The sequence below is a fragment of the Marivirga aurantiaca genome (assembly GCF_016679925.1).
GTDB classification, from domain to species: domain Bacteria; phylum Bacteroidota; class Bacteroidia; order Cytophagales; family Cyclobacteriaceae; genus Marivirga; species Marivirga aurantiaca.
In genome coordinates this window covers 41,184-56,807 of record NZ_JAEQBW010000017.1, presented here as the reverse complement: position 1 = coordinate 56,807, position 15,624 = coordinate 41,184, and the positions used below count along the sequence as shown (strand labels likewise).

The 15,624-nt window shown below is 35.5% G+C and carries 10 protein-coding genes; 6 read left to right on the top strand and 4 right to left on the bottom strand.

What is annotated here, in order from left to right; translation table 11 throughout:
* Window positions 1-173: 173 nt before the first annotated feature.
* The 3 genes from JKA74_RS20205 to JKA74_RS20195 all read right to left on the bottom strand — a co-directional run bounded on the left by JKA74_RS20205 (window position 174) and on the right by JKA74_RS20195 (window position 5,389).
* Window positions 174-1,055: a YicC/YloC family endoribonuclease gene (locus JKA74_RS20205; protein WP_201433062.1), complete on the bottom strand. Its 882-nt coding sequence runs from the start codon at window positions 1,053-1,055 to the stop codon at window positions 174-176.
* Window positions 1,056-1,062: 7 nt separating this feature from the next.
* The gene (locus tag JKA74_RS20200) at window positions 1,063-4,236 is read right to left on the bottom strand and encodes a PD40 domain-containing protein (protein ID WP_201433061.1); all 3,174 of its coding nucleotides are present in this window, start codon (window positions 4,234-4,236) and stop codon (window positions 1,063-1,065) included.
* An 82-nt stretch (window positions 4,237-4,318) separates the two neighbouring features.
* Window positions 4,319-5,389 carry an NAD(P)/FAD-dependent oxidoreductase gene (locus tag JKA74_RS20195; RefSeq protein ID WP_201433060.1) on the bottom strand — a complete coding sequence of 357 codons (1,071 nt, stop codon included), beginning with the start codon at window positions 5,387-5,389 and terminating at the stop codon, window positions 4,319-4,321.
* A 65-nt stretch (window positions 5,390-5,454) separates the two neighbouring features.
* Here JKA74_RS20195 and JKA74_RS20190 point away from each other — a divergent pair, with 65 nt between their 5' ends.
* The 6 genes from JKA74_RS20190 (at window position 5,455) to JKA74_RS20165 (ending at window position 13,391) form a co-directional block, all read left to right on the top strand.
* On the top strand, window positions 5,455-6,099 hold the full coding sequence (locus tag JKA74_RS20190) for an MBL fold metallo-hydrolase (protein ID WP_201433059.1): 645 nt from the start codon (window positions 5,455-5,457) through the stop codon (window positions 6,097-6,099).
* Between the two features lie 24 nt (window positions 6,100-6,123).
* Complete coding sequence (gene pssA, locus JKA74_RS20185) at window positions 6,124-6,807, top strand: CDP-diacylglycerol--serine O-phosphatidyltransferase (protein ID WP_201433058.1); 684 nt, start codon at window positions 6,124-6,126, stop codon at window positions 6,805-6,807.
* A 47-nt stretch (window positions 6,808-6,854) separates the two neighbouring features.
* A complete protein-coding gene (porU, locus tag JKA74_RS20180) occupies window positions 6,855-10,226 on the top strand; it encodes a type IX secretion system sortase PorU (protein WP_201433057.1) in 3,372 nt (1,123 codons plus the stop codon).
* Window positions 10,227-10,252: 26 nt separating this feature from the next.
* Window positions 10,253-11,443 carry a type IX secretion system outer membrane channel protein PorV gene (porV, locus tag JKA74_RS20175; protein WP_201433056.1) on the top strand — a complete coding sequence of 397 codons (1,191 nt, stop codon included), beginning with the start codon at window positions 10,253-10,255 and terminating at the stop codon, window positions 11,441-11,443.
* A 6-nt stretch (window positions 11,444-11,449) separates the two neighbouring features.
* Window positions 11,450-12,709 (top strand): M16 family metallopeptidase, encoded by a 1,260-nt coding sequence (locus JKA74_RS20170; RefSeq protein ID WP_201433055.1) that lies wholly within the window; start codon window positions 11,450-11,452, stop codon window positions 12,707-12,709.
* Between the two features lie 76 nt (window positions 12,710-12,785).
* On the top strand, window positions 12,786-13,391 hold the full coding sequence (locus tag JKA74_RS20165; RefSeq protein ID WP_201433054.1) for a CxxCxxCC domain-containing protein: 606 nt from the start codon (window positions 12,786-12,788) through the stop codon (window positions 13,389-13,391).
* 75 nt (window positions 13,392-13,466) lie between these two features.
* Here the strand turns inward: JKA74_RS20165 and JKA74_RS20160 are convergent, their stop codons facing one another.
* Window positions 13,467-15,506, bottom strand: coding sequence for an OmpA family protein (locus JKA74_RS20160; RefSeq protein ID WP_201433053.1), 2,040 nt, complete (start codon window positions 15,504-15,506; stop codon window positions 13,467-13,469).
* Between the last annotated feature and the right edge of the window lie 118 nt (window positions 15,507-15,624).

Here is a 15,624-nt window from a genome sequence, read left to right as displayed (position 1 = left end):
GAAGTAACCTGGAAATATTCGAGAATACCTTCTGGCAAAAACAACTCAATTAAACTCTGATCCACTTTGTCTTTTTTTGACAAAGTTAATTCTTCATTCCTAAATCCCCAGATTTATTGCTTGATCCCTAAACTTACCTCTATGAAGGTTGACTTTAAATCCTGGAAAATTTATTAAAGTATATTTAAGATTTGTTCTTTGATTTTTTCTAATTCTTCTTTCATAATGATCACTTTCTCCTGAATATCTGAATCATTTGCCTTGGAGCCCAAGGTATTAATCTCTCTTCCCATTTCCTGAGTAATAAATCCTAGTTTCTTGCCATGAGAGGTAGCCTCGCTTGAAATTGTATCCTGAAAATAGTTTAGATGGATTTTTAAACGTTCAATTTCTTCGTTGATATCTAGTTTTTCAGAGTAGTAGATCAGTTCTTGCTCAAGCCTATCTTTATCAAAATTAACGGATTCTGTTAATTCTATTATATTGGTTTTAAGTTTTTCCTTAATTTTAACCAATCTACGTGGTTCTAGTGAAATGATTACATCAAGTGCTTTTTCTATTTGAACAATATAATCTTTTAGAATAGTAGCTACAGTTATACCTTCTTCTGTTCTAAAGTGATTACATTCCCGTATAGCCTTTAAGATGGTTTCTTTGACATCTTCATATGATTCCTCACTAAGAGCATTTACTTCATTGTAGCTCATTACATCCGGAGATTCCAAGGCCATTTTTAAGATGTCAGTGAATTTTCTGTTGGTGCTTTTTTCCAGCTCACTTAAATTCTGGAAGTTATTTTCAAATAACTCTTTATTAATGGTAAGCGCTTTGGTAGCACTGTTGTTTTCATTTATTTGAATTGATACTGCAAGTTTTCCCCTGACTAATTCGTTGCTAATAATATTTCTAATCTCTATTTCTTTATGATTTAGTAGTTTAGGGAGTCTTAGTGTTAAATCGAGAAATTTTGAATTAAGGGTTTTTATTTCGACAACAATTTCTATTGAATTTGTTTGGGCTTCTGCATTTCCGAAGCCGGTCATTGATTTTATCATAATTTTTTTAAAAGTCGTAACCGATGCTTATTTGGAATTTCGGTTCATTTAATACATAATCTTCTATGGGGTAAGCGTAATCTATACGTACAAAATACCCGAAAAGTGTAGTTCTTAAGCCCATACCGACACTGGATAACCAGGGGTTTTTGTAATTTCTAATAACAGCTCTAAAAGTTTTGTTGCCATTATTAATAATCTGTTTGTTGATACTATTGTCATCATCCCATGGTGTGCCGCCAAGCCAGGCTGTTCCAATATCGTAAAATCCAATGATTTGAAAATTTCGGAGGAATGAAGAAGAGATTGCCTCGTTACTTAGCACCCTAAATAATGGTATTCTCAATTCATTACTTAATAGAATTACATTTTTCCCACTAAATTCATTTAGTCTGAATCCTCTAAGACCTGTTACAAATTCATGAAAGAGTATATTAGAATTATCTGTTGGATTTTCTGTGGTAGTAAGTGCCAAAGGATTCTGATCGGCTGTTGTTTCACCTGCTTCCGGTCGGTTAATGTTTTGACCTAACCAGTTATTTACCCCACCTAGCATGAAATATGGAGAATTTCCGCCAAAGAAGCCTCCTCCATATAATCTAGTAGCAAAGGTGATTTCTCTAAATACCTTTTGATAATTTCTAAAATCAACATATAATTTGGAAAAGGATTGATTTTTTCCAAATCCTGATGTGTAATTTTCGAAAACGGCTTTCGCTCTTAAGCCTTCTCTGATATTCAAACCTTTGGGTTCGGAATTATCATATATATATTCTATTTTCCCTCCAAAAAGAACATCATTTTGAATAGGATTCTTAGCCAAAGGAGCAGAGGAGCTATTATTCAATATGTTATCACTGGATTCAGTGAAGTTTTTTAATAGAACATGGGGCTTAAGACTTAATCTGGATGTTGTTGAAAATGGATAAGATATCCCAAATGTTAAAGAGTTTAGCGAGTAGGTTTGATCTACAGTCCTGTTTTCCAACATGAAATTCAAGACTTTTCTTTCAAACCTAACAGAATAATCAAATAGCCTTGAAAGATGCTGATATTCTCCAAAAACTTTTCCACTTTTGAAGTCCCTTGAAGAAACAGTTACTCCTCCGAAGAACTTATTATTTTCCATCAGATCATTCATTTGATATTCTAAATAAGGAGCAAAGCCAATGAGAGGATCTATCAGGAATGAAACCACTACATTGTCAGCTGTGAAAGTCGGACTATATTCATATGGGCCATTCAGACTTGATCTTTTCCTCAGCTTGTTAAGGTTTTTTAATAATGAACTTTCTTTAGGTCTGGGGTTGAAAGCACTGCCTTCAAAATTAAAATCATCAGCATTTAATCTACCTGCAATTTCACTGCTATCCTTGGGGTTTAATTCTTTGCTAGTTATAGAGTCATTTGAAAATCTTGAATCATTATTGAGTGGCTTAGTACTTTGTTTGTTCTTTTGTGACTCTGCCAATCTTCTGCTTAACTCCACTTGCTTTCTTAATGTAGAGGGAAGGAAGCGAGCTTCTGTGGGTTCAAAATCTTTATAATAATACAAAGACTCTCCTTTTCCTTTATTTAAAACAAAACTAAACTTATCTTCTTTTGGTAATATGTCAAATGATTGAATACTAGAATTAAATGAGGTGACTTGATCAATAACTTTTTTGTTAGTATTGTACTGGTATAGGTTAAATATACCTGATTTATCACTTAGGAAATAATAGTTGGAGGAGTCGGTAATTTTCACTTGAGTATTTATGCCAAAATCATTTGTAAGTCTTTTGACTGTGTCTTTTGTATGATCGATGTCATATTCGAAAAGATTGAAATTTTCAGAAATCCTTTCGTAACCATATTTGATTGAAAGGGAATCAATGGATCTATTAGAGGAAAATATTATTCTTTTTGTGTCAGGAATAAATGCCGGATGTAAATCGTCAAAAACATCATTGGTCAATCTTCTGATGTTAGGCCTGCCTGTGCTTACTAAATATAAATCGGACTGACCATTTATATTAGCACTTATTACAGCCGTTTTACCATTAGGATAAATATCCATTTGGTTGACCTGATCAAATTTTCTTAGATCCCGGGTTTGTAAATCTTTGGAATAAGGATTATATAATTTTAGTAAATTGACTCCTCTTTCATGAGTAACTATTCCTAAAGTTGCACTATCCCCCCAATCCATTACAGGTATATTTTCATAGAATTTGTTATCCAGTCTTTTAATTCCTCCTTTAAGTATGGTTTTTTCTTTCCCCGAATTAAGATTTCTTAACCTCACTTTAAATTTCCCATTATCATTAATTGAATATGCGAGCCAATTGCCATCAGGACTAAAAGTGGGTTTGTACAATAAATTCTTCTTCCAGGGTTTTGAAAGCTGATTCTTTTGAATGGGTTCCATTTTTTCCTGATCACTTATATTGTTGATATAGAAAAAACGAAATTCGTTTAAAAAGGCTTTATAAGGTAATCCAAGCGTATTAGGAATACTTCTTTCTTCGTTTCTTATGATACGCGTGAGGTTAAGAATATTGGAAATATTGATCCTTCCGTATTTCTCTGAGGTAAAGTTCCAGATTGCTTGACCGGCTAATCTAGCCTCCTTGCCTGATAATCTTTTAATCTTTGCTGTACTGTTATTCATTAAGAAATCTCTTGCAAAATCGTCCATTTCAGCATTCCAACCATAGGCAATGTAAGCAGCAATACCTTCCACAAACCAATCAGGGACAGTAAATAAATAAGTGGATTGAAAAACTTCTGAGATCAAACCTCCAAACAGCATGTCGTCAATGAAAAGCTTAGAAACTTTGTAGACAAGGTTTTCTTCGAACTCGGTAATTGATCCTTCAAAGGCTAGCTCAACATGTGTTTTTAAAAAATTGGTTTGTCCACCTATGTCAAAGGTAGCTTCTTTGATACCCACATTGCTTTGTGTAAGATCTATATTGCTGTTATATATGAAAACTTTGGTTTTGATGTAAGGGGCATATCCCATTATATCGGTAATCCTGTTGTATTCTTCTTCAATGTACTCAGCTACATGTTTGGCTAGTTTTTGCCCTCCCTGATAATAATATACATCAAAATGGGGGGTGCTATAAAACCTCCAATCAAATGATCTGTATTGTATCCTGCTTTTGCCGAAAATCTCATCATTATTCTGTGCCATTGCCTCTTTTGGAGAGGCAAGCACAATATATAATATTAGAAAACAGATATATGGGTAAATATTTTTCAACATAAAAAAAACATTATCTTGAATGTAATGAATTGTAACGACTAATGTTTACCTCTTCTTTTAAATTTTTATTTTTTAATATAAATAAACATAAATCATTAGCAAAATAAGGAGCTAATGACACTCCTTTTGTGCCTAATCCATTAAAAAGGAAAACGTTATTTTGAACCGGGTGGTTCCCAATTAAGGGTCTTCTGTCTTTTGAAGCAGGTCTTACACCTGCTATCTGGTCAACAATGTTAAAAGGTACTTTTAGTAAATCATTCAATTTATCTACTAAATGGTTTTTCGCTTTCTCAGTGGGTTGGTTATCAAGTTTTTTCCATTCGTAGGTAGCACCTACTCTGTAATAGTTATGTTTTGTGTGCTTTACGATAAATACGCCTCTATTGAAAATTACATCTTCAGGTAATGGTTTCTCGGTTTCAATGTGCAAAATTTCTCCCTTAACAGGGGCGGTAGGTACCCAATTGAAGTATGGATTATCACTCAACGGTCCGTCACAAAAGATGATTTTTCTGGCTTTGTAAGGCCCGTACTCCACTAAATCATGTGAAATTTTTAACTGCTTAAAATCGAGTTTTTCAGCATGGTACCGACCATTTTCAATTAAATAATTTTTATGAGCATCAATCAACGCATTTAAATCAAGAAAACCTGAATATGCCAACATTATTCCTCCATAGGGATCATGAATAAATTCCTGATATTTAGCAGCAGTTGCTACAGAATGGATAAAGTTTACTCCACCGGAGCTAATCTCAAGGTCGCTCCCTATCCATTCATTTTGTTCTTCTATAGAAGTGAAAGGCCGATAAATATTTTTTTTAATGAGAAATGGCGTTTTCAGTTTTTCTTGCAAGGAGCCATAAAAAGATTCCAGGTAAGGGAATATTTCATCAGCAAGCCATGTTTTCTTCATTTTTCTTCCAGTAATAGGATTATAGAGGCCTGCTGCCACTCTTGAGCTGGAATGAGTGTTTTCATGATTAATAACTGAAAAAGTAGCTCCATATCTTTCCAAATGTTCTGCTACACAAATTCCCGCTATCCCATGTCCCACTATAAGAAAATCTACCATCATATTATTAAATCATATTTTAGGCAATCAGTATAAATTTCAACAAATTTGCATGAAAGATAATTGATATGATACATATAAAGCGTTTTGTTTTTAATCCTTTTATGGAAAATACTTATGTTGTTTACGATGACAATAAGGAGGCAGCCATAATTGACCCGGGATGTTACGAAGGCTATGAGGAAAATGAACTTGTCGCATTCATAAAACAAGAAGGTTTAAAAGTTACACAACTAATCAATACACATTGTCATATAGACCATGTATTAGGCAATGCTTTTGTGAAGGAAACTTATCAGGTGCCTTTAATAATGCATGAACAGGATTTGCCTGTATTAGAAGCTGTTTCTTCTTACGCTGCGGGATATGGATTTGCGAATTACAAACCAAGTAGGCCGGATAAATTTTTAAAGGAGGGAGATAAACATTCCATTGGAGAAATTGATTTTGAGGTATTATTTTTGCCTGGACATGCTCCCGGCCATATTGGACTGATGAATGAAAAAGAAAGAGTTTTTATTGGTGGGGATGTGTTGTTTGATGGAAGCATAGGAAGGACAGATTTACCGGGGGGGGATTTTGATACATTAATTCATAGCATTCAGCAAAAGTTGTTTAAATATCATGACGATGTAGTGGTATATTGTGGTCATGGGCCGGAGACAACCTTAGCAAAAGAAAAAAACTCCAATCCCTTTTGCGCTATTCATTAAATTGATTCGATTCAAAAAAGAGAAATGATCAAAAAAAACATACCTAATTTCATTACCGCAGCCAATTTAGTGTCGGGTTGTATAGGGATATATTTCGCCCTTCAGTCCAACTTTGTTTTTGCAGCCTACTTTGTAGCTTTGGCCGCTGTATTTGATTTTCTTGATGGTATGATGGCAAGACTGCTCAAAGTACATTCTGAAATTGGGAAACAATTGGATTCATTGGCAGACATGGTGACTTTTGGAGTGCTTCCATCTTTTATTGTTTTCCAATATCTACAAAACAATGAGGCAGGATGGTTGAGCTTTTTGGCTTTCTTTATGGCTGTTTGTTCAGCCTTCAGATTGGCAAAATTCAATATTGATACACGGCAGGGAGACCAGTTCTTAGGTTTACCAACTCCTGCCAATGCATTATTTATATGCTTTTTGGTGTTTTTAAGAGAGTATTCTGAACTGGCTTTTATTTTCACCAATGAAGGTTTATTGGTGATAACATTCCTTTTTTCCGTTTTGCTGGTAGTAGAACTTCCTATGATTGCCTTAAAGTTTAAGAGTTTAAAATGGGAAGAAAATGTATTCAGATATTTGATAATAGTATTTTCTTTAATAATCATAGGTGTTTTTCAATTTTCAGGTGTTCCTATCGTTATACTGCTCTATATTTTTATGTCTGCTATTCAGTACTTTAGCATCCGGAGAAATTAAATGCGCATTAAATGTGTTAAGTAAATCATATTAGCTACAGTGTTTCAATGAATTACAGGCTCCTTTTTATATTTCTATTGACAATCAGTATTAAAACTAATGCTCAATCAGTCTTGAAGAAAGCTGGTTTAGTAAAGATTGCTACCACACAAGAAGGTGTCTATAAAATTGACAGGGACTTTTTAACAGCAATTTCTCTGGACCCGACCAAAGTAAACCCTAATAAAATTCAGATATACGGTATGCCAGGTGGCACCATTCCACAAGCCAATGCTATTGATTATCCTATTGATCCACAACCACTATCAGTACAGGTAGAAGCCAATCAAAACAATACATTTGATGCGGGGGAATTGGTGTTTTTTTATTCAGATGCTATTCAAAATACTCGTTATGATTTTGACTCAGAAACTTATGAGTATTCCAATAACCTATATGCTGATTCATTATATTTTTTTATTGATTTTAATGTCGATACTCAGAGCAAACAATTGGAAACCTTGGCTACTAGCCAACTCATCAATGGGGCAACTACTATCGATTGGTTTGAAAGAACATTTGTTCATGAACTCGATGAAGCCAATATAGAAAACTCAGGAAGAGAGTGGTTTGGGGAATCTTTTGCCACTACTAAAACCAGGGATTTCACTTTTAATATCTCTAATGAATTAGCTACCAATAAGCCTGTTCATTTAAGAACTACCTATATGGCGCAAACCTATAGCGCTGCAAGTTTAAAAATATCTCTTAATAATTTTGATTTAGCAGATGTACAATTGCCAACTATTAATAATTCTGCGTATGGTCTTAAAGGATCAATAGTGTCGGAAAACTCTACTATCAGCACTTCTCTTTTGGCGGGCAATGATATAGTTGTTGAACTTGTACACCAAGGTTCGGGTGCTGACAAATCAGAGGGCAGACTTGATAATTTATTTATGACGGTTCCTCTGAAGTTGAAGTATAATAATGAGCAAATTATTTTAAGAAACAGAGAGTTTCAAGCCATAGGTTCTTATAATATCTCAATTGAGGGGGTGAATTCCCAATACATTTGGGATGTGTCTCATCCTATTAATGCGAAATCAGTAGACCATGTTGAAGGTGATTTTTCCTTTAACAAGGCTGCAGCAAATACAGAAACAAAATTTATTGTATTTAATGAGCAAAATGCTTTTTCCCCTATATTTATTGAGGAAATAGTCTCTCAGGATTTAAAAAGTAATCCCAATCCCGACTTTTTAATAATAACTACTTCCATATTTAAATCTGCTGCCGAGGAATTGGCCCGACATAGAAGGGCGTATAATAATTTTGAGGTGGAAATTACAACTACAGAGGCTATTTTTAACGAGTTCGGTTCTGGTAGGAGAGATGTATCTGCTATGAGGAATTACATTAAATATTTATATGATAAGCAAGGCGGCCAACTAAAATATGTTTTAATGATGGGAGCCGGATCTTATGATTATAAGGACAGAATTGACAACAATACTAATTTTATCCCCATTTACCAATCCCGGAATTCCCTGCATCCTGTGTTTACCTATTCTTCAGATGATTTTTTTGGCTTTATGGAGGATCATGAGGGTGAATGGGAAGAGAGCTCCAATAATGTTGATGATATAGATATAGGTATAGGCAGGATTCCATGCACAACATTACAGGAGGCCCAACAAGTGGTTAAGAAAATTATTGATTATGAAACTAAACCAAATGCTTTAAGAAAATGGAGAAATGAAATCTATTTTATTGCAGATGATGGTGATGATAATGCCTACCAAATTGATTCTGAGCAACTTTCAAAGTATGTAATTGATAATTATAATTTTTTCAATATTAACAAACTTTATCTTGGTGCTTTTGAACAAGAAAGTTTTGCAAGTTCTGAAAGGTCACCAAAGATGATATCTGCGATTGATGAGATGATAGAGAAAGGAGCCTTAATAGTGAATTATATAGGACATGGAGCTGAAAGCTCCTTGACAGATGAGGGCATTTTGACAAAAAGCATGATAAGCAAATGGAACAATGTGGATAGGCTGCCCCTATTTGTAACGGCTACTTGTGAATTTGGAAGGCATGATAACCCCAGAATTGTTTCCGGTGCTCAGGATTTGATTTTGAAAAAGGATGCCGGGGCAATAGGTTTATTGACCACCGCGCGCCCTGTGCTTGCCAATTCCAACTATAAACTTAATGAAGCCTTTTACAATAGCGTTTTTGATAGAGAAGGCAAGGCACCCAGAAAATTGGGAGATATTGTGAGACATACTAAAAACAATGGCCTTGATGGAGTCTACAATAGAAATTTTATTCTATTGGGCGATCCGGCTCTTACTTTGGCAGAGCCTATGCATCAGGCAAAGATAACAAATATTGTGAACGAGGCTGGTGAAACAGATACCCTGAAAAGCATGTCCAAGATATCAGTAAGTGGTGAAATATTTTCCTATCAAAACCAGAAAATGAGTAATTTCAACGGGGTGCTGACTGCTGAATTATTTGATAAGGCTATAGAAAGAAGAACATTCGACCCCAATACATCACCATTAGCATTTGATGTGTTCGAGAGCGTATTGTATCGTGGGCAGGCAAGCATTAGTAATGGAGAGTTTTCCTTTACTTTTTACATGCCCAAAAACATGAACTACCAGGTAGATGCAGGAAAATTAAGTTTGTATGCGCGCCCGAATGAAGGAAATGAAGACGCGAATGGTTTCTACAATGATTTTTATGTTGGAGGGAGCAATAGCATGGATAATAATGATGATTTAGGGCCTGATATTTCTGTTTTTATGGATGATTATAGTTTCAGGAATAAAGATAAAGTAGGCAGTGATGCCACCCTTTTACTCCAATTATTTGATGAGCATGGTATTAGTATTTCTGAGGGAGGATTAGATAAAGGGATAATTTTCACCCTGGATGACAATGATCCCGTTGAATTAAATGACTATTTTTATTATGATTTGGACTCCTACCAACAAGGAGAGGTTTTTTATAATTTAAAAGGTCTAAAGGGAGGTTGGCACGATCTGAAGGTTCAGGCAAAGGATGTGTTCAATAATTCATCTGAAGAAACCATTGAGTTTTTTGTGGTGGATAATGAGAAACTGGAAATTTTAAATTTTATTATGTATCCTAATCCTGCCAAAGAATTTACTAATTTTAAAATTTCGCAGAACAGAAGAAATGAGGATATTGAAGTGATTTACAACATTATTGATACCTACGGAAAAGTAGTACATGAGCAGTCTTTCCTAACTTCGGACCAACAAAGAGAAGATAGTTGGAACCTAAAAGGTAAAGAAGGAGTAAAAGTTGCTCCCGGATTATATTTTATCCGTGTATTTCTTCGTTCTGTAGAAGATCAATCAAAAACACAGCAGATTAAAAAGCTAATTGTAATCAATTAAGTATATTTGAGATAAATCCCTATAACATGCGAAAAGCAAAATTTATATTTTATGTTATTGCTCTGGTAGCGATGAGCCCATCTATCAAAGCACAAGTTACTGGAGGTGGAGTTACTCCTACAGGACAAAGCCTTGAAGAGCAGAGAAATGTCATTACAACTGCTATGCCCTTTCTATTGATTTCACCTGATTCTCGTTCAGCTGGTATGGGAGATGTAGGAGTGGCATTATCTCCCGATGCAAATGCTATGCAGTGGAATGCTGCGAGATTGGCGTTTGTGAAAAATGAAATCGGAGCATCCCTTTCGTACTCTCCCTGGCTTACTAAAATTGGTGTAAACGACATGTCAATTTCCTACTTAAGTGGCTATTACAGAATTAGCCAGGAACAAGTAATAGGTATCGATATGAAATATTTCGATTTAGGAAGCATATTTTTTACTGATACAGGGCAACCAGGAGATGGTTTGGAAGCATCGCCTAAAGATTTCTCTTTTGCGGTAGCTTATTCAAGAAAACTGAGTGACAATTTTAGTGCTTCATTAACTGCAAGGGTGGCAAGATCCAACCTATTTGGCGATTACCAAGGTAGTAACTTGGAAGACCCAAAGCCTGCCACTGCATTGGGAGTTGATTTAGGAGTGTTCTACACTAAATCTGTTTTGTTTAATGGAAATGATTCAGAATTTTCTTCAGGCCTGCAAATTTCCAATATTTCAAATAAGATCACTTATTCTGATGATGACAATGAGCAATTCTTGCCTATAAATCTTAGGATTGGGACGGCCTTTACTACCGCAATTGATCCTTACAACAACATTACCTTATCAGTGGATTTCAATAAATTAATGGTACCTACTCCAAATGAAGATGATACTGTTAGAGTTACATTATTGGAAGGGATGTTTGGCTCTTTCGGGGATGCACCCGGTGGATACCAGGAAGAGTTAAGAGAGATTAGTATTGCTTCCGGTTTGGAGTATTGGTATAATGAGATTTTTGCAGTGAGAACGGGCTATTTTTATGAGCACGTGACAAAAGGAGGCCGTCAATATTTTACAGCAGGCCTTGGGTTTAGGTATCAGGTACTGGGATTGGATTTTTCTTACCTGATTCCCACCAAGCAACAGAATCCTTTAGCTGAAACACTTCGTTTTACAGCGACTTTTAGTTTAGAAAACCTAAATTCCGAGAACAGAACCTCTATTACAGAATAATCATTTATGTTGGACAGAACCCAAGCGCCTGAAGCGTATATGTTGGATGATTTGGCACTTACAAAGCCTTCAATTACCAAACTTAAAAATAACCTGGAAATACATTGTCTTACTGATGATACCAATCCTGTTATAAAAATAGATTATATGCTTCCTTTCGGGAAAGTGAATGATCAAGTTCCGGGACAGGCTTATATGAGTGCGAAATTACTAACAGAAGGTACCAAGAGTTATCCGGCTGAAGTTTTACAAAATACACTTGATCATTATGGGGCGCATTTGGATGTTACTGCTGATTATGATCATACCACAATCTCTTTACTGTGTCTCAAAGAATATATTACCCCTCTTTTACCCCTTTTGAAGAGCATTATTACAGAGCCACTTCTGGATGTAGCTGATTTTGATAAACTTAAATATCAACAGATCCAAAAAGTGAGAGTAAATGCGCAAAAAAACGCATTGATTGCTACGAAGTTGCTAAGGAATAATCTTCTGAAGGGCACTAACTATGGAGTGGTACTGGAAGAAGAACATTTAAATAAACTCAAATTACAGGATGTCACCTCTTTTTATGAGGACTTTTATTCTCGCCAACCTAAATTGGTAATTGCCGGGGAAGTATCTGAGGAAGTAATAGGATTAATTGATGACTATTTGGGGACTCTAAAATTTGAAGTAAATGAAGTAACGTATACAGGGAAATTAACTCCTGATTATGAGGAAACCATCTTCCAAAAAACCGGTTCCGTACAAGCTTCATTAAGAATGGGGACTTTGTCCATTCCCAAATCCAATAATGATTATTTTGCTTTATCTATAGCCAATGAAATCCTGGGAGGGTATTTTGGGTCAAGGTTGATGAAGAATATCCGTGAAGATAAAGGCTATACCTATGGAATATCTTCTATGGTGATCAACTATAAACATGAAGATTATCATTTGATAGGAGCGGACGTGAAATTAGCTCATGTAGATGATGCAGTAGCAGAGATTTACAAAGAGATGGAAGATATGCAACAGCATGAAGTTTCTCAAGAGGAATTGGAAACAGTGAAAAACTATATGTTGGGCAAATTGGCAGGTCATTTGGATACTATTTTTAGCCAGGCAGATAATTATAAATCTAAATTATCAGAGGGAATTGATTTCCAGAATTATTTTGATGCTTATGTTCATGCCATAAGAACCATTTCTGCTTCAAGAATTCAAGAAATCAGCAAGAAGTATTTTTCAAAAGAATATTGTGTTGTGAAAGTGGTATGATCAATTTTTTTGATAAATATTTGTGTTAGCACTTATCAACTAATTCATTCAATTCATGTAGCTTTGCGCTACAAATATGAGCATAATCCAAAAGGTAAAAGCGGTAGAACAATTGTATACCCGCCTTGATTCAGACATTAATAATTTTCGAGAAAATTCAGGCGTCTTCTGTTTTTCAGGTTGTGGCAAATGTTGTACCAAACCTGATATTGAAGCTTCTCCCCTGGAATTTCTTCCTTTGGCTTTCCACTGGTTCAAACAAGGAATGGCGCATGAAATGCTGGATAAACTTCAATCAGAGAATTCATCAATCTGCATTTTATACCATCCTCTTAGTTTGACAGATTCCACCAAAGGAAGCTGTGGAAATTACCCCTATAGAGGGTTGATTTGCAGGCTGTTTGGCTATGGTGCTGGGAAAGATAAATATGGAAAGCTTCGTTTAGTGACTTGTAAGTTAATTAAAGAGGGACAAGTAGAAAACTATGCCAAAGCGGTGGAAATGTTGAAGAGAAATGAGCAAGTTCCTATATTTTCAGATTACTACACTCATTTGATGCAAATTGATTTTAGGTTGGCTAACCAGATGCTGCCCATTAATGAAGCCATTGAAGCAGCATTGGAAGCAGTATTGCAATATTATGCTTATAGGCCTTTTCCAAAGCAAGGGAAAGTGGCTTAATCAGCTCGCATTATAAACACCCTAAGTTTGGTATCAGAAAACCAGTATAATTTCTGAATTTTCTGATACCAACTATTATTTGCTTAAAATAGTGAATACCACTCTTCTGTTCTCTGCACGACCTTCTTCTGTATGATTGGTGCTAATTGGTTGTGATTCTCCATACCCTTTGGCCAGCATTCTGTCAGGATCAATGCCTTGTTCCAGTAAGTAGTTCATAACTGCCCTGGCTCTGCCATCACTTAAATCCATGTTGTAGTCATCGCTACCTTTGTCATCTGTATGGCCTGCAATTTCAATAGTGATCCCTGGATTGGTTTGCATTAAATTGGTAAGCCTGTTCAGTTCAGGAAAAGATTCCGTTTTCAAATCTGATTTATCAAAATTGAAATAGATATTTTTGATGATGACTGTAACACCCACTTCAATGGGATCTAAAAATAAATCTTTATTATAATTTAGAAAATCCTGATTGTCAAAAACAGAAACACTTTCTTCTAAATTGAGGTAGTCTGCTTTTGCTGCATGTATTTTGTATTTCGTAGGTTTTTTAAGTTGAACAGTATAAAATCCGTCACTATCGCTTTCAGTTTTCACTATTAATGTGTCATTTAAATCCAGTGAGACTGATGCGGCAAGCGGCTCTTTTGTTTTCTTGTCATAAACGTATCCTGAAAGCACATAAGGTTGTATGCTTTTATCAAGTAGAAAATCTTTTCTGATTTCTTTGTAGAAAACGTCTTTCTCCAATTTGACTTTTATCTCTTCAGTAATTGGTTCATAGATAGAGTCATTGATGCTGATACTATATACTCCTTCGTCTTTGAGTTGTATGCGGTATTGACCATCTGAAAAGTTGGTTGTAGTTTTTTTATTCCATTTATTTTGTTTTGCACTAATCTCTACCATCACAGGGAATTTACTTTCAGATTCCAGGATGTAGCCATATAAGAATATTTCGGATTTTATCGGCTCAATGAATAGGTCTTTAACAAGGGTAGTGTCTTTAGTGATATGGCGCAAGTCAATGGTATCTTCTAAATCAAGATAACCATTCTTTTGAGCACTAAAAAGAAAGGGTTTTTCCTCATAGGTTGTGAAACTATATTCTCCATTATTTCTTACATCGAGAATCTTTGGATTTTTATCCTTTTCATTCACCTCCAGTTGAAGGGCGACAGCCTCACCGGTTTTAGTATCCCGCACAGTCCCTTTCACTGTAATTTTGGGTTTGGGAACTAAGCCGTAGATATTCATATTGCTGCCATCTGCACTCACATAAGTTCTGGTAGTAAAAGCATGTTTCCCTGTGGCATCAATTGAGAAATAGGAATCAAATCCCGAAGTGTTGATGGGAGGTCCAATATTTTCTGGCTCTGACCACTTTTGCCACGTGTCATCCAAACGTTCTGTTTTCCAAACATCTACATCTCCCATGGTGCCTTGCCGATTGCTGGCAAAGTACATGGTTTTGTCATTATCGGCAAGGTATTGCCCGAACTCATCTTGAGGGGTACTGAGGCTGGTGATCAGTTCAGGTTTGGAATACGATCCATTAGGCTGCAATTTGCTTACATATAAATCGCTGTAGGCCTTTCCTGTTCTTTCACTCATATATATGACAATTGTGGCACGATCTTGTGTGATAACAGCCCCTGAAAAACGTCCATTGTTCATTTCTTCAAAATCTTGTATGTCAAGGTTTTCAGGTTTGGACCAACTATCCCCATTACGAAAAACCAGAGAAAATCCTTCTTTCTTTTTGCTTTTTCCACCTCTAATCAATAAGGTATTTCCATAATCTAAAATACTAAGTACCTGGTTAAATTTCCTTTTGTTCAAAGGAGATTCCATGTGTTGTGCTTTGCCCCATGTTCCATCCGGTAACCTGTCGGAATACCAGATGTCCTGTGTATTGTCCGTGCCATTCGTATTTTCGGGATGATTGGAAACTGTAAAATATAGCCTTTGATTATCTGAGGTAATAAGTGGGGCTGTTTCATGGTAGCGAGTGTTGACATTTTTGCCCAATTCTTCCAACTTATAAAGAATTTGGGGATCCTGGGCTGTTGCAAAGAGGGGAATCAATAAAAGAATAGTAAATAGTCTTTTCATAGTTGGGATTTTTTTTTAAAAAATAGGGAGGAATATTATAAATTATTCATCTAAATTAAAGACAAAAGTACGTGATTGTCATTTTTCTTTCAATCTTATGATTTAATGAGATAAAATA